Origin of the sequence: Mesorhizobium sp. WSM4310, assembly GCF_007003935.1 — a bacterium.
GTDB lineage: Bacteria > Pseudomonadota > Alphaproteobacteria > Rhizobiales > Rhizobiaceae > Mesorhizobium.
The window spans coordinates 67,441-88,525 of record NZ_VFTA01000003.1; the positions used below are offsets into that span (position 1 = coordinate 67,441).

24 protein-coding genes and 1 riboswitch are annotated in these 21,085 nt (G+C 64.1%); of the genes, 11 read left to right on the forward strand and 13 right to left on the reverse strand.

Translation table 11 applies throughout. The annotated features are described in order from the left end of the window. From FJV80_RS05180 to FJV80_RS05190, 3 genes are read right to left on the reverse strand one after another with little or no spacing between them, the layout of a single operon-like run. The gene (locus FJV80_RS05180) at positions 1 to 849 is read right to left on the reverse strand and encodes an ABC transporter permease (protein ID WP_142875729.1); all 849 of its coding nucleotides are present in this window, start codon (positions 847 to 849) and stop codon (positions 1 to 3) included. Further along, on the reverse strand, positions 836 to 1,660 hold the full coding sequence (locus FJV80_RS05185) for an ABC transporter ATP-binding protein (RefSeq protein ID WP_095772986.1): 825 nt from the start codon (positions 1,658 to 1,660) through the stop codon (positions 836 to 838). The genes FJV80_RS05180 and FJV80_RS05185 overlap by 14 nt, the downstream gene beginning before the upstream one ends. A 12-nt stretch (positions 1,661 to 1,672) precedes the next feature. Continuing rightward, positions 1,673 to 2,677 carry an ABC transporter substrate-binding protein gene (locus FJV80_RS05190; protein ID WP_095773117.1) on the reverse strand — a complete coding sequence of 335 codons (1,005 nt, stop codon included), beginning with the start codon at positions 2,675 to 2,677 and terminating at the stop codon, positions 1,673 to 1,675. 265 nt (positions 2,678 to 2,942) lie between these two features. Here FJV80_RS05190 and FJV80_RS05195 point away from each other — a divergent pair, with 265 nt between their 5' ends. Both FJV80_RS05195 and FJV80_RS05200 read left to right on the forward strand, forming a co-directional pair. Beyond that, the gene (locus FJV80_RS05195) at positions 2,943 to 3,326 is read left to right on the forward strand and encodes a RidA family protein (RefSeq protein WP_142875730.1); all 384 of its coding nucleotides are present in this window, start codon (positions 2,943 to 2,945) and stop codon (positions 3,324 to 3,326) included. A gap of 54 nt (positions 3,327 to 3,380) precedes the next feature. Further along, a complete protein-coding gene (locus tag FJV80_RS05200) occupies positions 3,381 to 4,184 on the forward strand; it encodes a creatininase family protein (protein ID WP_142875731.1) in 804 nt (267 codons plus the stop codon). 6 nt (positions 4,185 to 4,190) lie between these two features. On the opposite strand, the gene FJV80_RS05205 is transcribed toward FJV80_RS05200, so the two are convergent. Both FJV80_RS05205 and cobD read right to left on the reverse strand, forming a co-directional pair. Continuing rightward, on the reverse strand, positions 4,191 to 4,700 hold the full coding sequence (locus FJV80_RS05205) for a tyrosine phosphatase family protein (RefSeq protein WP_142875732.1): 510 nt from the start codon (positions 4,698 to 4,700) through the stop codon (positions 4,191 to 4,193). After that, complete coding sequence (gene cobD / locus FJV80_RS05210) at positions 4,697 to 5,743, reverse strand: threonine-phosphate decarboxylase CobD (protein ID WP_142875733.1); 1,047 nt, start codon at positions 5,741 to 5,743, stop codon at positions 4,697 to 4,699. Before cobD ends, FJV80_RS05205 begins: the two co-directional genes overlap by 4 nt. Between cobD and cbiB the strand changes: the two genes are divergently transcribed. Further along, positions 5,742 to 6,713, forward strand: coding sequence for an adenosylcobinamide-phosphate synthase CbiB (gene cbiB / locus FJV80_RS05215; RefSeq protein WP_142875734.1), 972 nt, complete (start codon positions 5,742 to 5,744; stop codon positions 6,711 to 6,713). The genes cobD and cbiB overlap by 2 nt on opposite strands. A gap of 17 nt (positions 6,714 to 6,730) precedes the next feature. Here cbiB and FJV80_RS05220 read toward each other — a convergent pair whose 3' ends face one another. Genes FJV80_RS05220 through FJV80_RS05240 form a run of 5 tightly spaced genes read right to left on the reverse strand, consistent with a single transcriptional unit; the run spans position 6,731 to position 9,186 of the window. After that, entirely contained in the window at positions 6,731 to 7,045 is a 315-nt protein-coding gene (locus tag FJV80_RS05220) for a hypothetical protein (protein WP_095787402.1), read from the reverse strand. A 24-nt stretch (positions 7,046 to 7,069) separates the two neighbouring features. Next, on the reverse strand, positions 7,070 to 7,684 hold the full coding sequence (gene cobO, locus FJV80_RS05225; RefSeq protein WP_142875735.1) for a cob(I)yrinic acid a,c-diamide adenosyltransferase: 615 nt from the start codon (positions 7,682 to 7,684) through the stop codon (positions 7,070 to 7,072). Position 7,685: 1 nt separating this feature from the next. Then, positions 7,686 to 8,201, reverse strand: coding sequence for a bifunctional adenosylcobinamide kinase/adenosylcobinamide-phosphate guanylyltransferase (cobU, locus tag FJV80_RS05230; RefSeq protein ID WP_142875736.1), 516 nt, complete (start codon positions 8,199 to 8,201; stop codon positions 7,686 to 7,688). Next, complete coding sequence (locus tag FJV80_RS05235; protein ID WP_095772994.1) at positions 8,194 to 8,991, reverse strand: CbtA family protein; 798 nt, start codon at positions 8,989 to 8,991, stop codon at positions 8,194 to 8,196. Before FJV80_RS05235 ends, cobU begins: the two co-directional genes overlap by 8 nt. Before the next feature lie 15 nt (positions 8,992 to 9,006). Continuing rightward, a complete protein-coding gene (locus FJV80_RS05240; RefSeq protein WP_095772995.1) occupies positions 9,007 to 9,186 on the reverse strand; it encodes a CbtB domain-containing protein in 180 nt (59 codons plus the stop codon). Positions 9,187 to 9,218: 32 nt separating this feature from the next. Further along, positions 9,219 to 9,417, reverse strand: a riboswitch (cobalamin riboswitch). Positions 9,418 to 9,548: 131 nt separating this feature from the next. Here FJV80_RS05240 and FJV80_RS05245 point away from each other — a divergent pair. Continuing rightward, entirely contained in the window at positions 9,549 to 10,724 is a 1,176-nt protein-coding gene (locus FJV80_RS05245) for an aromatic ring-hydroxylating dioxygenase subunit alpha (RefSeq protein ID WP_142875737.1), read from the forward strand. A 3-nt stretch (positions 10,725 to 10,727) separates the two neighbouring features. On the opposite strand, the gene FJV80_RS05250 is transcribed toward FJV80_RS05245, so the two are convergent. Further along, the gene (locus FJV80_RS05250) at positions 10,728 to 11,927 is read right to left on the reverse strand and encodes an MFS transporter (RefSeq protein WP_095787396.1); all 1,200 of its coding nucleotides are present in this window, start codon (positions 11,925 to 11,927) and stop codon (positions 10,728 to 10,730) included. Positions 11,928 to 12,135: 208 nt separating this feature from the next. On the opposite strand from FJV80_RS05250, the gene FJV80_RS05255 reads away from it, so the two are divergent. Together FJV80_RS05255 and FJV80_RS05260 are read left to right on the forward strand one after the other, a co-directional pair. Continuing rightward, the gene (locus FJV80_RS05255) at positions 12,136 to 13,134 is read left to right on the forward strand and encodes a DUF1624 domain-containing protein (protein ID WP_142875738.1); all 999 of its coding nucleotides are present in this window, start codon (positions 12,136 to 12,138) and stop codon (positions 13,132 to 13,134) included. Further along, a complete protein-coding gene (locus FJV80_RS05260) occupies positions 13,131 to 13,607 on the forward strand; it encodes an isoprenylcysteine carboxylmethyltransferase family protein (RefSeq protein ID WP_142875739.1) in 477 nt (158 codons plus the stop codon). Before FJV80_RS05255 ends, FJV80_RS05260 begins: the two co-directional genes overlap by 4 nt. A gap of 6 nt (positions 13,608 to 13,613) precedes the next feature. On the opposite strand, the gene FJV80_RS05265 is transcribed toward FJV80_RS05260, so the two are convergent. Together FJV80_RS05265 and mgtE are read right to left on the reverse strand one after the other, a co-directional pair. Continuing rightward, positions 13,614 to 14,000, reverse strand: coding sequence for a MerR family DNA-binding transcriptional regulator (locus tag FJV80_RS05265; protein WP_006203215.1), 387 nt, complete (start codon positions 13,998 to 14,000; stop codon positions 13,614 to 13,616). A gap of 134 nt (positions 14,001 to 14,134) precedes the next feature. After that, complete coding sequence (mgtE, locus tag FJV80_RS05270; RefSeq protein ID WP_095787393.1) at positions 14,135 to 15,547, reverse strand: magnesium transporter; 1,413 nt, start codon at positions 15,545 to 15,547, stop codon at positions 14,135 to 14,137. Positions 15,548 to 15,973: 426 nt separating this feature from the next. Between mgtE and FJV80_RS05275 the strand changes: the two genes are divergently transcribed. The 5 genes from FJV80_RS05275 (at position 15,974) to sucD (ending at position 21,015) form a co-directional block, all read left to right on the forward strand. Beyond that, positions 15,974 to 16,594 carry a response regulator transcription factor gene (locus FJV80_RS05275; RefSeq protein WP_095773001.1) on the forward strand — a complete coding sequence of 207 codons (621 nt, stop codon included), beginning with the start codon at positions 15,974 to 15,976 and terminating at the stop codon, positions 16,592 to 16,594. A gap of 123 nt (positions 16,595 to 16,717) precedes the next feature. Beyond that, positions 16,718 to 17,908, forward strand: a complete 1,191-nt coding sequence (locus FJV80_RS05280) for an aminotransferase class V-fold PLP-dependent enzyme (protein ID WP_142875740.1) — start codon at positions 16,718 to 16,720, stop codon at positions 17,906 to 17,908. Positions 17,909 to 17,919: 11 nt separating this feature from the next. After that, positions 17,920 to 18,897, forward strand: a complete 978-nt coding sequence (locus FJV80_RS05285; protein WP_095787392.1) for a CoA ester lyase — start codon at positions 17,920 to 17,922, stop codon at positions 18,895 to 18,897. Between the two features lie 19 nt (positions 18,898 to 18,916). After that, on the forward strand, positions 18,917 to 20,101 hold the full coding sequence (locus FJV80_RS05290; RefSeq protein WP_142875741.1) for a malate--CoA ligase subunit beta: 1,185 nt from the start codon (positions 18,917 to 18,919) through the stop codon (positions 20,099 to 20,101). Positions 20,102 to 20,115: 14 nt separating this feature from the next. After that, positions 20,116 to 21,015 (forward strand): succinate--CoA ligase subunit alpha, encoded by a 900-nt coding sequence (gene sucD / locus FJV80_RS05295; protein WP_095773005.1) that lies wholly within the window; start codon positions 20,116 to 20,118, stop codon positions 21,013 to 21,015. Positions 21,016 to 21,085: the final 70 nt, after the last annotated feature.

Sequence of the window (21,085 nt, forward strand, 5' to 3'; positions counted from 1 at the left end):
CTACCGCTCCTGCTTCAGCGCGCTTTCATGCCAGCGCCGCAAAATGAGATGCGAAATCAGCGACAGCACGAGGAAGATCAGGATGCCGGTCAGCGAGATCAGGAACAGCGCCGCGAACAGCCTTGGCGCGTTGAGCCGGTAGCCGGCCTCGATGATGCGCGAGGCGAGCCCCGACGACTGGCCGGTGGCGCCGGCAACGAACTCGGCCACCACGGCGCCGATCAGCGACAGGCCGCCGGCGATCTTCAGCCCACCGAGAAAATACGGCATCGCCGCCGGCAGCCTGAGATAGCGCAACTGCTGCCAGCGCGTCGCGCCATTGAGCTTGAACAGGTCGCGCAGATTGCGGTCGACCGAATTCAGGCCGAGCGTGGTGTTGGACAGGATCGGGAAGAAGGCGACGATCCAGGCGCACAGCAGAAGCTTGGTCGTCTGGTTGTTCACATAGATGTTGATCAGCGGAAAGATCGCCACGATCGGCGTCACCTGCAGCACGATGGCGAACGGGAAGAACGACATCTCCACCCATTTCGATTGCGCGAACAGCACCGACAGGCCGACGCCGCCGATGACGGCCAAGGCCAGGCTGAGGAAGGTGATGCGCAAGGTGACGAGCAGCGAGGAGAACAGTAGGCCGGCATCGTTGTGGAGCGTCTGCAGCACCACGCCGGGGCGCGGCAGGATATATTGCGGGATCTCGTTCCACACGCAGATGCGGTCCCACAGCCAGATCGCCAGGATCATGATCGCCAGCGGCAGCAGCCAACGGCCGACCCGCTCGAGCCGCTCCTGGCGCACGCGGCGCGCTTCCTCGGGGTCGAGTTTCAACGTGCCGTCAATGACCGTCATGATGCGGGCCCGCTGTTGAATTGATGGCATTGACCAGCACGTCGGAAGCCTGACGGCAAAGGGCTGCATAGTCCGGCGAGGTGCGAAATGCCTCGTCGCGTGGATAGGCCGCCTCGATGGCAAGTTCGTCGAACACCCTGCCCGGCCGCGCCGCCATGACGACGACCCGGTTGGATAAAAACACACTTTCGAAGACGCTGTGGGTGACGAAGACGACGGTGAAGCGTTCGTCCTGCCAAAGCTCCAGCAGATCGTTGTTGAGCTTGAAACGGGTGATCTCATCCAGTGCTGCGAAAGGTTCGTCCATCAGCAGCACACGCGGCTTGGTCACCATGGCGCGCGCGATCGAGACACGCATCTTCATGCCGCCGGACAGTTCGCGCGGCACGGCGTCCTCGAAACCGGTCAGGTGCACCCGCGCCAGCATTTGCGTGATCGCCGGGGCGGCCTTGGCGCGGGAAATGCCTTTCAGCCTGAGCGGCAGCCAGACATTGTCGAAGACGCTGGCCCAGGGCAGCAGCGTCGGCTCCTGGAAGACGAAGCCGATATTGGCGCGGTCGAGCGAACCGCCGCCGCGCCAGTCAAGCACGCCGGAGGTCGGCGTCGACAGGCCGGCGATCAGCCGCAGCGCCGTCGACTTGCCGCAACCGGACGGCCCGAGCAGGCTGAGGAAATCGCCTTCCCGGATCGTCAGGTCGACGTCGCTCAGCGCCGTCACGCCGTTGGAAAACACCTTGCCGACGCCGCGCAGCGCCAGCAAGGTCGGAGCGACGTCCGATGCCGGCGCTCGCGCCACCTTTTCCCCTATCATGCTCAGGCTGGCCTATTTCTTCAGGTCGAGCCCGACGCCCTTGTTGACGAAGGCCAGCGTATAGGCCTTCGAAATGTCGATGCCTTCAGGCGTAACCTTGGCCTTGACCATCTTGTCATAGAAACTCTTGATGCGCGCGTCGGTCATGGCGCCGATGCCGAGCTTCTCGGTATCGCCGGAATCGGCAAGGCCGAACTTCTTCATCTGTTCGATCGAGAAAGCGATCTGCTCGTCGCTCATGTCGGGATTGTCTTTCTTGATCATGTCGTTGGCGGCCTTGTTGTCGCCGTAGAGGTACTTGTACCAGCCCTTGGCCGAGCCATCGACGAAGCACTGGACCACCTCCGGCTTCTTGTCGATCGTGTCCTGCATCACCTCGATCGTCGTCGAGTAGGTGTCCCAGCCATAGTCGGCGAGCAGGAACTGGTTCGGCACGAAGCCGCCTTCCTTCTTCACCGCGAACGGCTCCGAGGTGACGTAGCCCTGCTGGATCGACTTCTTGTTGGCGAGGAAGGGAGCGGTGTTGTAGGTGTAGGGCGCGCGCTTGGCGGCGTCGAAGCCGAGTGCGGTGACCATCCACTGGAAGAAGGTCTGCACGCCTTCGTCACCCAGTATGTACTGGTCGGCGTTCTTCAGATCTTCCCACTTGTCCAGCCCCTCGCCGGGGTGGGACATGATCACCTGTGGATCCTTCTGGAAGTCCGCCGCCACCACGCGCATCGGAATACCTTGCTGGACGGCATCGAAGGCCGACAGCAGATTGCCGCCCATGTAGAAATCGATCTTGCCAGCCAAAAGCATCGGCCGGCCGCTGACCTGCGGACCGCCCTGCATGATGGTGACGTCGAGGCCGCAGGCGGCATAGGTGCCGTCGGCCACGGCCTGATAGTAACCACCATGTTCCGGCTCGGCCAGCCAGTTGGTGCCGAAGGTGACTTTTTCATTCGCCGCGGCACCCAGCGTGCTGGCGGCAAGCAAGGCCACCACCGCCACCGAGATCTTCTGTTTTGCGTACATCGACAACCACCCTTTGTTTGCTCCGGCGCCACGCGCCAGGCTCGACACCAAAGATTCAAGAAGCAAGACACATGCCACCGGCGTCACGCGCCGGAACCCGCCCGCCTGCACCGCAGCCATCTGCGAAAGCCGGAAACGTCGTGCTGCACCGAAGGCATCGTGCCTATTTTTTGAACGCCTGTCCACAATCGCACCGGCAAGATGCACCGCCATCTTGAAGCTGGGATGCGTCCCGCCTTAGGCTGACGGCATCCAGGAGATTGCCATGTTCAGATTCCTCACCCCGAAGTCGATCAAGCCGCCCTTTGCCCGCTATAGCCACGGCGTCGAAGTGCCGGCGGGCAAGCGGCTGGTGCTGTGCTCGGGTCAGGTGGCGATCACGGCGGACGACCAGATTCCCGAGGACGCCGGCGCCCAGGCCGAACTCTGCTTCCGCAACATCGAGGCAATCCTCGGCGAGGCTGGGCTGGGGCTCGGGGACATCGTGCGCATCAACGCCTATGTCACCGACCGCGCCTATTTACGCCCCTATATGGATGTCCGCGACAGGCTGTTTTCGAGCCCCGCGCCCGCCTCGACGCTGATGATCGTTTTCGGCTTTGCCCGCCCCGAATTCAAGGTCGAGGTCGAGGTCATCGCGGCTGGGTGATCGACAGCAGGCCTGTGCCGCGCTAGGTCTCACCGTTCATCGAAGAGGCATGACATGACCGCTGCAAAAAGACGCGTCTGGTGGGGCGACTACCGGACAACCGAATACGCCTCGATCGATCCGGAGGCGACGATCGCCGTTCTGCCGGTGGCGGCGATTGAGCAGCATGGACCGCATCTGCCTGTCTCGACCGACACTTCGATCATGAACGGCATGCTCGACACGGTGATCGCCCGCCTGCCCGACGATCTCGACATCCGCATCCTGCCGGTCCAGGCGGTGGGCAAGTCGAACGAGCACCTGCATGCGCCGGGCACGCTCACCTTGCCGGCAACGACGCTGGTCGAGGCCTGGACCAAGCTTGGCGTGTCGATCGCGCGCGCCGGGGTGCGCAAACTCATCGTCGTCAATTCGCATGGCGGCAATGAAGAGATCATGGGCATCATCACGCGTGAATTGCGGGTGCGCGAAAAGATGCTGGCGGTGAAGACGAGCTGGCAGCGTTTTGGCCGCCCGGCCGGCATGTACACCGAACTCGAGGACCGCCACGGCATCCATGGCGGCGATGTCGAGACCTCTTTGATGCTGCATTTCCGGCCCGACCTCGTCGACATGGGCAAGGCCGATAATTTCGTTTCCAACGTCGCCGGGGCGGAGAAGGAATTTTCGCTGCTGCGCCACACCGGCACACACGCCTTCGCCTGGATCGCTGGCGATCTCAACCCGAATGGCGTGGTTGGCGACGCCAGCATCGCGACATCGGAAAAAGGCAGGCTGACGGCAGAGCATCAGGCCGACGGCTTCATCAGCCTGCTCAGGGATGTGCGCAAGGCGAAGCTCGCCGACTGGCTGAGATAGCCGCTTTTAGCCGTCGATCTTCAGCGCGAACGGCATGCCTTCGAAGGCGTCGGCGCCGCGCCCGATCGACTGGATCGCCTCGATCATCCGGCCGTTGCGATCCAGCAGCGCGTCGGCCACGGCAATAAGCCGTGGATTGGGTGTCGCCGAGGGCGACAGCGCCCGCAGCGTCCATGCCAGTTCGGCCTCGTCGCGTGTCGGCGCCAGAGCGGCGGCGATGATGTAGGCCGAAGCGGTCGAGCGGCTGATGCCGGCATAGCAATGCACGACCATGGGCTTCGCCCGATCCCAGCGGCGCGCGAAATCGAGCACGTCGCGAACATGCTCCTCGCCAGGCATGGTCATGCCGTCCTGCGCCACCGCTATGTCGTGCATGACCACATGCAGATGGTTTTCCCGGGCGATCGAGGCCGGTCGCACCACCTCGGTTCCGGCGGCGAGCAGCGACAGCATGCGGTCGGCGCCGGTCCTTGCCACTGTTTCCTCGACCTTTGCCAGCGAGCAGACATGGATCATTGCTTCGAGCCCTTCGATTGATCCTCGCGCCGCGCCGCCCATTCGGCAAGGGCGGATTCGAGCCGCTCCCATTCCACCTCGCTCCCCGGCAGGCCGGCCCGCAACACAAACGGCCGGTCGTTGAAGTGGCGAAGCAGAATGCCCCTCTCGCCAAGCGCCGAAAACAGGCCGGCGCCATCCGGAAGACTGATATAGCGAAACAGCGTGGTGCCGCCCACGACCGGCACGCCGAAACGGCCGAACAATGCGTCCAGCCGCGCGGCTGCCTCGGCGAGCGATGCCCGCATCGCGTCCTGCCAGCCAATATCGGCAAGCGCGCGAATGCCATAGTCCAGCGCTGGACCGGCCACTGCCCACGGCCCGAATTGCCTTTGCAGCAATTCCACCGTTGGGCGATCGGAAAGCGCGAAGCCAAGCCGCAGCCCGGCCAGGCCAAAGAACTTGCCGAAGGAACGCAGCACGACGATGCCGCCCTGATCGACGTCGCCGGCGAGGCTGTGCTGGCGCGGGCCGACATCCATGAACGCCTCGTCGACGACCAGCAGCCCGCCTCTGGCGCGCAGCCCGGCGGCCAATGCCAGCAGCCGGTCGCGCTCGATGACGCGACCATCGGGATTGTTCGGATTGACGATGATGGCAAGGTCGGCGTCCGCCAGTGCGGCAAAATCGCTGACTTCGCTCACCTGATGCCCGGCGATCGCCGCGGCACGCGCATGTTCGGCATAGGTCGGCCCCAGCACCAATGCCTTGCCGGGCCTGACCAGCGAGGCCACGCGCGGCAGCAGGATCTGCGTGCCGGGCGCCGCGACCACATTGGCCGGCGACGGCGCGCTATAGGTACTGGCCGCGATCTCCGTCAACTCCCGCGCCCGCCCCGCTTCCGGCAATCGCGACAGCGAGGTGGCGGGCAGGTTGAAAAGCGGGTAGGAGTGCGGATTGATACCGGTCGAAAGGTCGACGAACGGCAGAGGAGCGCTGGGGAAAAGCGCCCTCGCCCGGCCAAGACTCCCACCATGGTCCACCGCTCCATCAAGAAGCTTCATGTCAGTCCTGATCGCTTTCCTGTCACTGGCCGTCGAATTTGTCCTGGGTTACCCGGACTGGCTCTTCCGCGCCATCGGCCATCCGGTGACGTGGTTCGGCAGGCTGATATCCTTTCTCGACTTGAGGCTCAACCGCGCCACTGATCCCGACGCGTTGCGTCGCCAACGTGGCGTCCAGGCGCTGCTGGTCATCGTGCTGGTGCCGGCGGTGATCGGCCTTTGCGTGCAGCTTGTCCTGCTCTGGTTCGTTCCGCTGGGGTTTTTCATTGCCGCCCTTCTGGCGACATCGCTGCTGTCACAGAAGAGCCTCTACGAACACGTCGAGGCCGTGGCTGACTCGCTCGAATCGGGCGGCCTCGCCATGGGCCGGGTCGCCGTCTCGCGCATAGTCGGCCGCGATCCCGAAGCGCTCGACCGCGCCGCCGTCTGCCGCGCGGCGATCGAGAGCCTGGCCGAGAATTTTTCCGACGGCATCGTCGCCCCTGCCTTCTGGACCGGTGTCGGCGGGCTCGCCGGCGGCGCCGCCTACAAGGCCGCCAACACCGCCGATTCGATGATCGGTCATCGCACCCCGCGCCACGAGGCTTTCGGCTGGGCGGCGGCGCGTTTCGACGACTGGATCAACCTGCCGGCGTCACGGCTGACTGCGCTGCTGATCGTGCTGGCGGCTTCCCTGGTCAAGGGCGCCGATCCCGGCAGTGCCTGGCAGGCGGTGCGGCGCGATGCAAAAAAACACCGCTCGCCCAATGCCGGCTGGCCGGAAGCGGCCATGGCAGGCGCGCTCGGCCTGGCGCTTGCCGGGCCACGCAGCTATGGCGGCATCATGGTCGACGACGTCTTCATGGGCGAAGGCGGCCGCCGCGACGTCGACAGCGACGACATCAGGCAGGCACTGAAACTCTACCGCGTCGCCGATTATCTGCTGATCGCGCTGTTTGGGGTGGTTTCGGTCGTCGTCATTCTGGCCTGAGTAGATCGAAACCCAACCTACCAAGTGACGCGGACTTCCTTTGCGCTTGGATCAGCTGCCTCGCCGAACCTCTTGATCGCATACCCGCCGGCAGCCACGGGAGACGATTTCAATATAGGTTCGATCACGACAAAAAGTCGTTCAGCATCTGGCCCGTACATGTAGAGGACGCACTCACCCTCACCAAACAAATCGCCGTCAAACTCTCCGACCGAACCACCCCCAATGGCTTGCTCTAGCCGTTCCTCCAACGCGCGAACGGATTCGTGCTCTCGCGGCGTTCCAAACTGACCGTCATTGAGACGAAGATAGACGATTACAGCTTGTTCCAAACAACGCTCCTGCTTGCCAAGCGACTAGAACTCGATCCCCTGCTGCGCTTTCACGCCTGCCGAAAAATGGTGCTTGGTCACGCCCATCTCGGTGACCAGATCGGCCGCCTCGACCAGCGCCGGCTTGGCGTTGCGGCCGGTGACGACGACATGCAGTCCCTCGCGGCGCGCCTTCAGCGCCGCAACTACCTTGTCGAGATCGAGATAATCATAGCGCAGCGCGATGTTGAGTTCGTCAAGCACGACAAGGCTGATCGAGGGATCGGCGATCAACTCCAGCGCCTTGGTCCAGGCAGCCTCGGCGGCAGCGATATCGCGCTTCAGATCCTGCGTCTCCCAGGTAAAGCCCTCGCCCATTGCGTGCCAGACGACGCGGTCGCCGAAAGCGGCAAACGCATCCTTCTCGCCGGTATGCCATTTGCCCTTGATGAACTGCACGACGCCGACGCGCTTGCCGTAGCCGAGCATTCTGAGCGCCAGGCCGAAGGCAGCCGTAGTCTTGCCCTTGCCCGGACCGGTGTTGACGATCAGCAGCCCCTTTTCGATCGTCTTGGCCGCCACCTCGGCGTCCTGCACCGCCTTGCGCTTGGCCATCTTGGCGCGATGGCGTTCCTCGTCCTTATTGTCGATGTCGGTCATGTCATTTCACCTTGAGCGGCAGCCCCGCCACCATCAGCAGCACGGTGTCGGCGATCGCCGCGACTTGCTGGTTGAGCCGTCCGGCGTCGTCGCGAAAACGGCGCGCCAGTGCATTGTCGGGCACGATGCCTTGGCCGACTTCATTGGACACCACGAACCACGGCCCGCGCGGCCGCGACAGCACGTCCCTCAGCCGCCGGCATTCCAGCTCGAGATCGTGATCGGCCAGCATGTGATTGGTCAGCCACAGCGTCAGGCAGTCGACCAGCACCGGCCGGTTGTCGGGCAAGGCCTCAAGCGCGCCGGCAAGGTCAAGCGGTGCGTCGACTGTTATCCAGCCCGCGCCGCGCCGCGAGCGGTGCAGCGCGATGCGCTCGCGCATCTCGTCGTCATAGGCCTGCGCCGTGGCGATGTAGATCCATGGCGAAGGCAAGGCCGTCGCCAGGATTTCGGCGTGCGCGCTCTTGCCGGAGCGGGCACCGCCGATGATGAAGGTCAGCGAGCTTCGATCAGGCAAAGCTGTCGCGCAGGCTGGTCGCGGTGCCGGTGAAGCGTCCGCGCACAACGCCGACGACAGCGCCGAGCACCAGCCAGAACACTAGACGGGTGAGCGTTGAGGCCACGATGAACTGGTGATGCAAGCCTTCGGGGATTGGCGTCACGAAGCTATCGGGTTGCGGCGCGCCAACGATATGCGGCGCCACGATAAGAGCAATGCCAAGAAGGGCAAGAGGCAGTGACTTGCGGAACGCGATCAGCCCAAGGCCGGCGGCAGTCGCCACCACTGTCAAAGTCCACCAGATTTGGCGCTGCAAGAGATCGGCGTCAGGCATTGCCGGCAGTTTCGGCGGTAGGCCGAGCCCAGGTGCCAAAGTGAATATAGCGAAGCCAGCTAGGCCCCAGAAGACACCCTGCCGCCAGTTGCCGATACCGCCCATGAATTCGGAGACAGCGACCAGGATCAGCGCAAAACCGATACCGCTGACGATGTTGGCAAGGACATTGAAGGCGAAGCGCTCGAAACCGTCGGCCGGAGCCCAGCCTTCGTCCTCGACCGGGGCGGCCGCCTCCGCAGGAGCCGGGGCCGCGCCGCTCATGGCATTGTCAGCCGGAACGGCCGAGCTCATGGCGTTGTCGTTTGTGGTAACAGCGGCGTGGTCGTGGTGATGGCCGCCGCCGGCCTTTTCATAGACTTCGGCCTTCAGGATCAGTGGGTCGGTCGCGTAGGCTTGCATGCAGGCGAGCGCAATGCCCCCCACGAGCCCTGCGATCGCCGCGATGAACACGACGTTGCGAAACAAATTCATGATGTCAGGCCTTCGTCAGTGGCAGGGAAAACCCATCGAATGGCGATAGTCGTGAGCCGCATTGTGGACCGCATCGATATGCGAGAAGCCGACAAAGCCGATGATGAACGTGCCGAGCAGCGCGGCAAGCGCCAGCTGCATGAAGCGCGACTGCGAGGAGACGGAGGCGCCGAGGGAGACGGAAGCGGTATTCATATCTTGTCCTTTCACCCTCCACCCGAGGGCCTGTCAGTTTTGCCGTCGTCGGCAGGTCTCCTGGCTCACGGATCAGCGCCCTTCCCCACCTTCCCGAAGACGAATCTTCAGTGGCATATGGAGAGGACTACCGCACACAGTTGCGGGGGCAGCCACGGCATTGGGCAAGAATTTCGCCCGCACCGCATTCCCTCTTGGCTCCAAAACGGAACCGACGACTGCATGACTATAGGGAAAATCGCGACACGCGGCAAACCAAATTCCGCCGGCAAACAGCGCGATTGCGCCATGCCGTTTCCAGGCGCGACAATTGACAATTCTCCTGGCTGGGTGTCGGCTGACCGCTTCACAGGAAGCCAGCCATGCAGCCCACTGCCAGCGAGCGCGCCCCTTACAATGGCCTGACCCAGGCCGAACCGACCCTGCCCTCATCGGCCTATTGGGACGGTGAGAGCTACCAGCTCGACCTCGACGCCATCTGGTACAGAAACTGGCTGCTCGTCTGCCGCGAGGCCGATCTGGCAAAGCCGCTGGCCTTCCGCCGGTTCCGCATCGGCACGCAGGACATCATCGTGCTGCGCGACGACACCGGCGCTTTGCGTGCCTTCCACAACACCTGCCGCCATCGTGGCTCGCAGCTTTGCCAGGAGAGCGAGGGCCGGCTGAAGGCGCGGCTGATCACCTGCCCCTACCATGCCTGGTCCTATTCGCTGCGCGGCGACCTCGTGCGCGTGCCATCTAAATCGCTGCCTGATGGATTCGACAAGGCCGACCATCCGCTCTACCGCGTCGCGCTCTCGGTGTGGCGCGGCTTCGTCTTCATCAATCTGCAGGAGGATGCGGCGGGCTCCGCGCAGGCCTCCTTCGACCCGGCCTCCGGCGATCTCGGCAACTGGCCGCTGGAAACGCTGGTATCGGGCCATGTGCTGCGCAAGGTGATGCACTGCAACTGGAAGATCTTTTGGGAAAACTTCAACGAGTGCCTGCACTGCCCGGGCATCCACAAGGACCTGTCGCGGCTGGTGCCGATCTATGGCCGCGGCCTGATGAGCCGGCACGATGATCCCGAATGGACGCGCCACGCCGACAATGACGCGCCGGAATTTTCCGGCGGCCTGCGCGCCGGCGCCGAGACCTGGTCGCGCGACGGCCAGACGCACGGGCCGGTCTTCTCCGGGTTGACGCCGGCCGAACGCGCCGCCGGCCAGACCTACGCCACCAGCCTGCCCTCGATGTTCATCGTCGGTCATGTCGACTATATCAGGACGGTACGCCTGGTGCCGCTCGGTCCCGAGCAGACGCAGCTTGTCGCCGAATGGCTGTTCGCGCCCGAGGCGCTGGCCGCGACCGACATCGACAACATCGTCGCCTTCGGCACACAGGTGCTGGAAGAGGACGCCGCCATCTGCGAGGTCAACCAGAAGGGCCTGCGCTCGATGCGCCACCGGGCCGGCGTGCTCATGCCCGAGGAGTATGACCTGCACCGTTTCCACAACTGGGTGCGCGAGCGCCACGCGGCGCTTGCACCAAAGCCGTGATCCTCACAGTGACTTCGGCAGGTATCGCCACGTGACAAAACCGCAAACCGCCGCGAGCAGACCAAGCGTGACGAACACCGAGCCCAGCCCGAAGAAGGCGAGCACCACCGAATAGACCAGCGGCGGCGTCAGTTCGGAAAAATCGAGATAGGTGCGGTAGACCGCCGCCATCTGCGCCCGTTCATAGGAGCGCACCGAACGCATGAAGGCGGTCGAGCCCAGCGCGTCGAGCGCTATGGTGAAGAAGGCGCCGCACAGCAGGAACGCGCCGGTGAGCAGCGGGACGCTCTCTCCGACCGTGCCTGCCGCCAAAAGCATCGCCGACATGGCGAAATAAGCGAATGTCATGGTGCGCCGGCCGCCAAAGCGTTTTCCGGCCTTGCCCCAGAAGATCGCCATGAAGAGCAATGCGTTGCCCGCCGAAACCAGCAGGCCGCCGGCCAGCTTGCCCTCGCCGGTGATCACCATGAACAGCGGCCCATAGACGAAGAACGTCGTCCAGAAGCAGGAGCGGCCGAAGGCGATCAGCCAGGCAAGCCTCAATCTGGGCTGCGCGACGAAGCGGCCGATATTGGCGAGCGGATTGGCCGGCCGTGTCTTGCCGGGCCGGATCGACGGATTGTCGCCCAGCCGATAGGTCCAGAACAGCGCCAAGAGCGCTAGCGCGAACACCGCCACCGCACCATGCGCGGCATAGATACCGAAGCGCGTGTAGAGGAAGATGCCGAGTGTCGGCCCACCGGTCCAGGCAAACATCGACCACGCCATGCGCAGCGATTCGGCCTGCATGAAGTCGGTCTTGCGGATGTGGTCCATGATGTAGAGGTTGAGCGTGATCGAAAGCGCGCTGGCCCCCATGACACGGCACAGCATCCCGGCCAATTGCCCGGCCAGCGTGTGGGTGACGAAGAACAGCGAGCCGATGGCGAGCAGGCAGGCGCCTGCGGTGTAGACCCAGCGCCGGGCAAAGCGGCGGATCAGCATCGGCATGAACAAGGTTACCGACAGGCCGAGCAGCGCCACGATGGTGTAGAGGATCGAGACGATCTGCTCATTGTGCAGGATTTCGTAGGCCTGGATCGGGATGACGCTCGACACCGTGGCGCGGGCAAAGGATTCGACCGCATAAAGCGAGGCGAAGGTGCGCGCATCCGCGGCCCTGAGGGCCGGGAGCCAGATTGGATGGCGCACATGGGTGGACATTGCTTCCCCAAAGCAGAATCACCGGCCAAATCTGCCTTGGCCGTTCCCGGACGATTAAGAGGAAACCGACGCATAGGCCGTGAAAAGCGAAGTCGGTCAACGACTTCCCGGCACTGGCCTAAAGCGTCGCTTGATCCAACGCCCCGGCTTCTTCTGTCCGGTCCAACCGTGATAGTTCTCACGCGGGGCTGAATCAGATCGCGAGACCATGACCATCCATACGCCGACCGCACCCGTTCCGGAGCCATCCAGGCGCATCGTCGCCATCGACATCGTGCGCGGCATCGCGCTGCTGGCCATGGCGAGCTACCATTTCACCTGGGACCTGGAATTCTTCGGCTATACCGATCCAGGCCTCACCGCCTTCGGCTGGTGGAAGATCTACGCGCGCTGCATTGCCTCGACCTTCCTGTTCCTGGTCGGCGTCAGCCTCTACCTCGCGCACGGCCAGCAAATCCGCTGGAACGGTTTCTGGAAACGTTTTGCCATGGTCGCCGGAGCGGCGATCGCCATTTCGGTGGTAACCCGTATCGCGACGCCGGACGGATTCATCTTCTTCGGCATCCTGCACGAGATCGCGCTCGCCAGCCTGCTCGGCCTCGCCTTCCTGCGGCTGCCCGCCCTGCTGACCCTTGTCGTTGCCGCGCTGGTCATCGCCGCGCCCGTCTATCTGCGCTTCGAAGCGCTGGACCATCCCTGGCTGTGGTGGATCGGCCTGTCGGCGATCAACCCACGCTCCAACGACTATGTGCCGCTGTTTCCGTGGTTCGGCGCGGTGCTTGTCGGCATCGGGGTGACGAAACTCGTCTCAGCCTCCGGCCTGCGAGTCCGCCTGGCGAACCTCATGCCAGGCCGCTGGGCCAATCCGCTGGTGTTCATCGGCCGCCACAGCCTCGCTTTCTACCTGATCCACCAGCCGCTGCTGATCGGCTGCGTCTGGCTGTTCTCGCAAGTCATGCCGGCTCAGGTCGAAACCGTGCAGGTCAATTTCCTGAAAACCTGCCAGCGTTCATGTGAGCAGACGCGCAACGCGACCTTCTGTTCGAGCTATTGCAGTTGCATGCTGACGACGCTCGAGGGCGAGGCCGCGCTTGATCGGCTCGAGAACAACGACCAGACTGCGGAATTCCGAGCGCATCTGGGCGATCTGGCCGCCAGCTGCACGGGCCAGACCGAGGACAAGATGAACGAGGGAGGAACGCAATGACCGGAACCCAGCCGAAGCCCGGCGTGATACCGTGGCCGCCGGTGATCTACGTCGCAGCAATCGCCATCAGCGTCATTCTCGGCCTGCTCTATCCGCTGCCCTGGATCGGCGATCTGCTGGGCGACCTGCTGTTCGCGGCCGGCTGGGTGGCGCTGCTCGCCGTCGCGGCGCTCTGGTTCACCGCCATCCGCACCATGGTCCGGGCCAGAACGACGCTCAACCCCAATGCAGTGCCGGACCACCTCGTCACCACAGGGCCATTCGGCGTCACCCGCAACCCGATGTATCTCGCCAACACGCTGCTACTAATCGGCGTCGCCTTTGTCACGGGGATCGTATGGTTCCTGCCGCTGGCGTTCATCGCGGCCTTCGCCACGCAGAAGGTCGCCATCGAGCGTGAGGAAAAGATGCTGGCGGCGAAGTTTGGGAAGAGATATCGCGATTACGCCAAAATGGTGCGGCGCTGGATCTGAGCCGCGTTACGTATTGACGCCGAGCTCAACCAGCCGCTCGACGCAGGACTCCTCCGCCTGGTCGAGTTCGGCCAGCGTTTCCTCGAGGTCGCGGCGTTTTTGCCTGAGATCCTCGCGCTTTTCCTCGATGCGCTTGATCATCAGCTTCAGCTGCCCGACCTCGCCCGGCGGCTCCTTGTACATCTGGATGATTTCGCGGATCTCGTTGATCGAGAAACCGAGCCGCTTTCCGCGCATGATCTGCCGGATGAGATGGCGGTCGGACGGGCGAAACAGCCGCGTACGGCCACGCCGCACCGGCTGCACCAGCCCCTCGTCCTCATAGAAACGCAGCGTCCGCGTCGACACGTCGAATTCGCGGGTCAGTTCGGTGATCGAGTAATATTCCCGCATTGTCGCTCCATGCCCGAACCCCGGGGCAACGCCAGGCGGCGCTGCCTCCCGTCCCGAACCAAACCCTTGCCCGCCGGAATCGACATGGCCCCCGCACGAGCCTCGCACGGCATTTACGTAAAAGTCAATTGAGGCTACCTGACGCCGAACCACCAGCTTGCGAGGCCGAGGAAGGCGAAAAAGCCGACGCAGTCGGTGACGGTGGTGACGAAAACCGCCGACGCCACGGCGGGATCGATCTTGAATCGGTCGAGCATGAGCGGGATCAGGATACCGGCAAGGGCGGCCGCGAACATGTTGATGATCATCGCCGCGCCGATGATCCCGCCCAGATTGGGATCACGAAACCACAGGGCGGCGACGATGCCGATCAAAACGGCAAAGACAACGCCGTTGATGAAGCCCACACCCATTTCGCGGCGGATGATTCGGGCGGCGTTGTAGATGTCGAGATCCTTCGTCGCCAGCGCCCGTACGGTGACGGTCATGGTCTGCGAACCAGCATTGCCTCCCATGCCGGCGACGATCGGCATCAGCACGGCGAGCGCCACGATCCGCTCGATCGTGTGGTCGAACAGCCCGATCACCGATGCCGCCAGGAATGCCGTGACAAGGTTGACGAGCAGCCAGGGAACGCGCGAACGCGAGGTTGCAAACACCGTGTCGGAGAGTTCCTCGTCGCCGACGCCGCCCATGCGCAGCAGGTCTTCCTCGGCCTCCTGCTGAATGACGTCGACGACATCGTCGATGGTCAGCACGCCGACCAGCCGCTCGTTCTCGTCGACGACGGCGGCCGACAAGAGGTCGTACTGCTCGAATTCGCGCGCCGCCTCTTCCTGATCCATGGTCGCCGGAATGGCGTGGCGCGTCTCATGCATGACATCCTCGACCTTGACCGCGCGCTTGGTGCGCAGGATCTGGTCGAGATCGATGGCGCCGACGAGCTTGAAGGTCGGATCGATGACGAAGATCTGACTGAAACGGTCGGGAAGGTTCTTGTCCTCACGCATGTAGTCGATGGTCTGGCCGATCGTCCAGAACGGCGGCACCGCGACGAACTCCGTCTGCATGCGCCGCCCGGCGGTCTCTTCGGGATAGTCCAGCGAACGGCGCAGCCTGATCCGTTCGGTGAACGGCAGTTGCGACAGGATCTCGTCCTGGTCTTCCTTTTCAAGGTCTTCGAGAATGTAGACGGCGTCGTCGGAATCGAGTTCCTGCACCGCCTGCGCGATCTGCGCATTGGGCAGGTGATCGACGATCTCCATGCGGATCGCCTCGTCGACCTCGGTCAGCGCGGAGAAGTCGAAATCGGCGCCCAGCAGTTCGACCAGGGCTCGCCGCTGTTCGGGATGCAGCGCCTCGATCAGGTCGCCGAGTTCCGACTGGTGGAGATGGTCGACTTCATGCTTGAGGGTCGGCGTATCGCGGTCGGCGATCGCGGCGCCGATCTGGGCAAGGAAGGACGAAAGGACCGCACCGTCCTCGCCATAGATGTCAGCGTGGATGTCGTCGGCCGCCTTGGCGGAGATCGTCTGCTTGTCCTCCAACAGCGCCTCCCGCCATTCCCGGAAAAATCGTGTCTCAGGTCTAGAGCATCGGACCTTAAAGCGGAAACCGGTTTCGCGAAAATTCGATGCACCTCGCCTGCAGACGCGATTCGATTTGAGAACTTATCGCTCTAAGGCACGGAATATCAAACGAAACGCTGGTTCCATGCCACGTGGTGAGCGTATCGCCGGATGTCTGCCCTGGCGGCGCCTGTCCCATCAGCAACCAGCGAATCGCGGCTTCAGGCGGCGCGACAGCCGATGTCGCTGGGGAAAGAGCACCCCCGCGCGATTGGGGCAGAATTGTCATGGTACGGGTCCAGGCCTGAAGCCTGACCTCGGAGTTGCGGCACAACCACCCCAGGACAAAAACGGCCCTTGAACAGCAAGCCCGGGAAAACGAGCAAGGCAATTGGCGACCGGCGCATGCGCATTGTCGTCGCCGAACGCAATCCATTCGTCATATCGGCGCTGCGCGAGATGCTCGAATGCGATGGCCGGTTCGACTTGTTGGGCAGCGTGCAGAGCGGCAAGCAATTCCTGGATCTGGCGGCGAAGGGCGGATTCGACGTCGCAATCATCGGCTGGAAGCTCGCCGACATGGACGGCGCGGATGTGCTGGCCGAGGTCCAGAGCCGCAAGCTCGACGTGCGCATCACCGTCTTTTCCAACGACCATGACATCGGCATCCTGAAGCAATGCGTACGGCTGGGAGCGCAGGGCTATTGTTTTCAGTTCGACGATCCGGCCATCATCTTCGACACGATCCTGGCAGTGGCGCATGGCCGCATCTGCATCCCCTATATCGACATCAACAAGGTCAACGACACGCCGCTCGCGCAGCTCACGGTGCGTGAGCGCGAGCTGCTGGCGGTGCTTTCCGACGGCTGGACCAATCTGCAGATCGCCACGCGGACCGGCATTTCCGAGAACACGGTGAAGTACCACCTGAAGAATCTCTACGACAAGCTCGACGTCCGCAACCGGGCGATGGCCGTCGCGCTCTATGCGCGCGAGAGGCGCACCCAGAAGCAGCCTTTCGGGTAGGCCAACCGGGTAGGCCCGCCCCACCCGCGCGCGGCGAGATCTTACCCGCCAAGGTGTTGTTGGCTTTAGCCGTCGAAACGAAACTCCCCCCACCGCTTTGCTGGATCAGGAGGAGTTCGCACCATGGCCGGTTTCACCCATCTCTTCATTCCCGGACCGACCAACATCCCCGAACAGGTCCGGCAGGCGATGAACCTCCCAATGGAGGACATGCGCGCCGCATCTTTCCCGGATCTGACTTTGCCGCTGTTCGAGGACATCAAGACAGTCTTCAGGAACGAGACCGGCCGCGTCTTCATCTACCCGTCCTCGGGCACCGGCGCCTGGGAAGCGGCGATGACCAACGTGCTCAGCCCCGGCGACCGCGTGCTGATGTCGCGCTTCGGCCAGTTCTCGCATCTGTGGGTCGACATGGCCGAGCGCCTCGGCTTCGAGGTCGATGTCATCGACTGCGAATGGGGCACCGGCGTGCCGCTCGAGCTCTATGCCGAGCGGCTGAAGGCGGACAAGGCGCACCGCATCAAGGCCGTCTTCTGCACGCAGAACGAGACGGCGACCGGCGTGACCAGCGATGTCGCCGGCTGCCGCACCACGCTCGACGATGCCAACCACCCTGCCCTGCTCTTCGTCGACGGCGTGTCGTCGATCGGCTCGATCGATTTCCGCCAGGAGGAATGGGGCGTCGACTGCGCCGTCAGCGGCTCGCAGAAAGGTTTCATGCTGCCCGCCGGCCTCGGTTTCCTTTCCGTCAGCAAGAAGGCGCTTGTCGCTTCGCGAACCGCCACCCACCGGCGCTGCTTCTTCTCCTTCGAGGACATGATCCGCGCCAACGATGCCGGTTATTTCCCTTACACGCCGGCGACGCAGCTGCTGCGCGGCCTGCGCGCCTCGCTCGACCTGATCGCCGAGGAAGGGCTGGGCAACATCTTCGCCCGCCATCATCGCCTCGCCGAAGGCGTGCGCAAGGCGGTCGACGCCTGGGGCCTGAAACTCTGCGCCAAGGCGCCGAAATGGCACTCCGATACGGTCAGCGCCATTCTGGTGCCGGAAGGCATCGACAGCGCCGACATCGTCAAGCGCGCCTACCGTACCTACCAAACCTCGCTCGGCGGTGGCCTCAACAAGGTGATGGGCAAGGTCTTCCGCATCGGCCATCTCGGCTGGCTGAACGAGGTGATGGTGCTCGCCTCGCTGTCGGCGGCCGAAATGGCGCTGCTCGATTGCGGCGTCAGGCTGGCGCCGGGCTCCGGCGTCGGCGCCGCCATCCAGCATTTCCGCGCCTCGGCCGCCGTGCCGGTCGCCGAAGCCGCCTGAGGGAGCCGACGATGAGCCACACCATCAACCATTTGAAGAAATTGCGGCTGCAGCGCAGCGAGCTGGCGGTTCCCGGCTCCAGCCCGGAAATGATCGACAAGGCAGCCAACAGCGCCGCCGACTTCGTCTTCCTCGACATCGAGGACGCGGTCGCCCCGCCCGACAAGGAACGCGCCCGCAAGAACATCATCCAGGCGCTCAACGACATCGACTGGCGCGCCAAGGGCAAGACCGTCTCGGTGCGCATCAACGGGCTGGATACGCACTACATGTACCGCGACGTGGTCGACGTCATGGAACAGGCCGGCGACCGGCTGGACACCATCCTGGTGCCGAAGGTCGGCGTGCCGGCCGACCTCTACATGGTCGAGGCCATGGTCAACCAGATCGAGATGGCCAAGGGTTTCAAGACCCGCGTCGGCCTCGAAGCGCTGATCGAGACGGCGCTCGGTATGGCCAATGTCGAGGCGATCGCCGCGACGCCCGGCCGGCTGGAAGCCATGCATTTCGGTGTCGCCGACTATGCCGCAAGCTGCAAGGCGCGCACCGTCAACATTGGCGGCCTCAACCCCGACTATCCCGGCGACCAGTGGCATTTCGCCCTGTCGCGCATGACGGTTGCCTGCAGGGCCTATGGCCTGCGCGCCATTGACGGGCCGTTCGGCGATTTCTCCGATCCCGAGGGCTACATCGCCGGGGCCAAACGCGCCGCGGCGCTGGGCATCGAAGGCAAATGGGCGATCCACCCCTCGCAGATCGCGCTCGCCAACGACGTCTTCTCGCCGCCGGAAAAGGAGGTCGCGCGGGCCAGGCGCATCCTTGAGGTGCTCAAGGAAGCCGAGGCTCTGGGCAAAGGCGCCGCCGCACTCGACGGCAAGATGATCGACGCCGCGTCGGAGCGCATGGCGAGGAACGTTCTGGTGGTCAACGAAGCCATCGAACGCGCCGGCCAACTTAACCAACGGGAGCCGCGCGTCGCCACGCATTGAAAGTTACGGGAGGACAACAATGGACATCCACGAATATCAGGCCAAGGAACTGCTCGCTCGCCACGGCGTGCATGTGCCGCGCGGCGGGCTGGCCTACAGCCCCGAACAGGCGACCTACCGGGCGCGCGAGATCGGCGGCGGCAAATGGGTCTTGAAGGCGCAGGTTCATTCCGGCGCGCGCGGCAAGGCCGGCGGCATCAAGCTGTGCGCCAATGACGAGGAAATCTCCAGCGCCGCCGAAGCCATGCTCGGGCGCAAGCTGGTGACGCAGCAGACCGGACCGCGCGGCAAGCTGATCTCCAGGCTCTACCTCGAGGAAGCCGTCGACATCGCCCAGGAGCTCTATGTCGGCTTCGTGCTCGATCGCAAGGAAGAGCGCGTCATGATCGTGGCGTCGGCCGCCGGCGGCATGGAGATCGAGGACATCGTCGAGAAGGCCCCCGATTCCATCCTGCGCACCACGGTCGATCCCGGCGTCGGCATGCAGCGTTTCCAGGCCCGCGAGATCGCCTTCGGGCTCGGCCTCGACCACGACCTGATCGGCAAGGCCACCGAGACCATCTTCAGCTGCTACCAGGTGTTCCGCGACTACGACGCCTCGATGCTCGAGATCAATCCGCTGGTGGTGACCCGCGACGGCAATCTCGTGGCGCTCGACGCCAAGATGTCGTTCGACGAGAACGCCCTGTTCCGGCGGCCGGAAATCTCCGAACTGCGCGACAAGAGCCAGGAAGACCCGCGCGAAACCTTCGCCAGCGACCGTGGCCTCTCCTATGTCGGCCTGGACGGCAATATAGGCTGCATCATCAACGGCGCCGGTCTCGCCATGGCGACGATGGACATAATCAAGATCGCCGGCGGCGAGCCGGCCAACTTCCTCGACATTGGCGGCGGCGCCTCGCCCGAGCGGGTGGCGAAATCCTTCCGGGCAGTGCTGGGCGACAAGAATGTCGAGACCATCCTGGTCAACATCTTCGCCGGCATCAACCGCTGCGACTGGGTCGCCGAGGGCGTCGTCAAGGCGATCCGCGAGGTCGGCGTCACCGTGCCGCTGGTGGTGCGGCTCTCCGGCACCAAGGCCGAGGAAGGGCGCCGCATCCTGGCCGATTCCGGCGAGGCGGTGATCGTCGCCGACACGCTGGCCGAAGCCGCCGAAAAAGCCGTCGCCGCCTGGCGCGCGGCCGCCAAGAAAAAAGCAGCCTGAGGGAGGTCGAGAAAATGGCAATCCTGCTCAACCGCAGCACCCGCGTCATCGTCCAGGGTTTCACCGGCAAGATCGGCAGCTTCCATGCCGAGGACATGAAACGCTACGGCACCAAGCTGGTCGGTGGCGTCACCCCCGGCAAGGGCGGCCAGACGCATCTCGGCCTGCCCGTCTTCAACACGGTCAAGGGCGCGGTGCGCGAGACCCGCGCGGAGGCGAGCATCGTCTTCGTGCCGCCGCCCTTCGCCGCCGATTCGATCATGGAAGCCGCGGATGCCGGCATAAAACTCTGCGTCTGCATCACCGACGGCATCCCCTCGCAGGACATGATGCAGGTCAAGCGCTACATGCGCCGCTACCGCTACGAGGACCGCATGCGGCTGATCGGCCCGAACTGCGCCGGCATGATTACCCCTGGACAGGCGCTGATGGGCATTATGCCCGGCAACATCTACCTGCCCGGCCGCGTCGGCATTGTCGGCCGCTCCGGCACGCTTGGCTACGAAGCCGCCTCGCAGATGAAGGCGCTCGGCATCGGCGTGTCGACCAGCGTCGGCATCGGCGGCGACCCGATCAACGGCTCCTCCTTCAAGGACATGCTGAAACTGTTCGAGCAGGACGACGAGACCGACGCCGTGGTGATGATCGGCGAGATCGGCGGACCGCAAGAGGCTGAAGCCGCGATTTGGGCACGCGACAACATGCGCAAGCCCCTCATCGCGTACATCGCCGGCCTCTCCGCCCCGAAAGGCCGCCGCATGGGCCACGCCGGCGCCATCATCTCCGCCTTCGGCGAGTCGGCGCAAGAGAAGGTCGAAATCCTGAAGGAGGCCGGGGTGATCATCGTACCGACGCCGTCGTCGTTTGGCGAGGTGGTTGCCGATACGCTGGCGCGGATGAAGAAGGCGGCATAACCTCCACCAACACTCGGCCCTGCGGGCCGTTGCCGAGCACGGGGCGGGACCGGAATACGCCGCCCAATGG

Coding starts and splice junctions, on each gene's coding strand:
- FJV80_RS05200 (WP_142875731.1), top strand. CDS start 3,381: ATGACCGCTGCAAAAAGACGCGTCTGGTGGGGCGACTACCGGACAACC.
- FJV80_RS05275 (WP_095773001.1), top strand. CDS start 15,974: ATGCGCATTGTCGTCGCCGAACGCAATCCATTCGTCATATCGGCGCTG.
- FJV80_RS05205 (WP_142875732.1), bottom strand. CDS start 4,700: ATGATCCATGTCTGCTCGCTGGCAAAGGTCGAGGAAACAGTGGCAAGG.
- FJV80_RS05245 (WP_142875737.1), top strand. CDS start 9,549: ATGCAGCCCACTGCCAGCGAGCGCGCCCCTTACAATGGCCTGACCCAG.
- cbiB (WP_142875734.1), top strand. CDS start 5,742: ATGTCAGTCCTGATCGCTTTCCTGTCACTGGCCGTCGAATTTGTCCTG.
- FJV80_RS05260 (WP_142875739.1), top strand. CDS start 13,131: ATGACCGGAACCCAGCCGAAGCCCGGCGTGATACCGTGGCCGCCGGTG.
- FJV80_RS05280 (WP_142875740.1), top strand. CDS start 16,718: ATGGCCGGTTTCACCCATCTCTTCATTCCCGGACCGACCAACATCCCC.
- sucD (WP_095773005.1), top strand. CDS start 20,116: ATGGCAATCCTGCTCAACCGCAGCACCCGCGTCATCGTCCAGGGTTTC.
- FJV80_RS05255 (WP_142875738.1), top strand. CDS start 12,136: ATGACCATCCATACGCCGACCGCACCCGTTCCGGAGCCATCCAGGCGC.
- FJV80_RS05185 (WP_095772986.1), bottom strand. CDS start 1,660: ATGATAGGGGAAAAGGTGGCGCGAGCGCCGGCATCGGACGTCGCTCCG.
- FJV80_RS05285 (WP_095787392.1), top strand. CDS start 17,920: ATGAGCCACACCATCAACCATTTGAAGAAATTGCGGCTGCAGCGCAGC.
- FJV80_RS05180 (WP_142875729.1), bottom strand. CDS start 849: ATGACGGTCATTGACGGCACGTTGAAACTCGACCCCGAGGAAGCGCGC.
- FJV80_RS05290 (WP_142875741.1), top strand. CDS start 18,917: ATGGACATCCACGAATATCAGGCCAAGGAACTGCTCGCTCGCCACGGC.
- FJV80_RS05250 (WP_095787396.1), bottom strand. CDS start 11,927: ATGTCCACCCATGTGCGCCATCCAATCTGGCTCCCGGCCCTCAGGGCC.
- FJV80_RS05240 (WP_095772995.1), bottom strand. CDS start 9,186: ATGAATACCGCTTCCGTCTCCCTCGGCGCCTCCGTCTCCTCGCAGTCG.
- cobO (WP_142875735.1), bottom strand. CDS start 7,684: ATGACCGACATCGACAATAAGGACGAGGAACGCCATCGCGCCAAGATG.
- FJV80_RS05190 (WP_095773117.1), bottom strand. CDS start 2,677: ATGTACGCAAAACAGAAGATCTCGGTGGCGGTGGTGGCCTTGCTTGCC.
- cobD (WP_142875733.1), bottom strand. CDS start 5,743: ATGAAGCTTCTTGATGGAGCGGTGGACCATGGTGGGAGTCTTGGCCGG.
- FJV80_RS05235 (WP_095772994.1), bottom strand. CDS start 8,991: ATGAATTTGTTTCGCAACGTCGTGTTCATCGCGGCGATCGCAGGGCTC.
- FJV80_RS05265 (WP_006203215.1), bottom strand. CDS start 14,000: ATGCGGGAATATTACTCGATCACCGAACTGACCCGCGAATTCGACGTG.
- FJV80_RS05195 (WP_142875730.1), top strand. CDS start 2,943: ATGTTCAGATTCCTCACCCCGAAGTCGATCAAGCCGCCCTTTGCCCGC.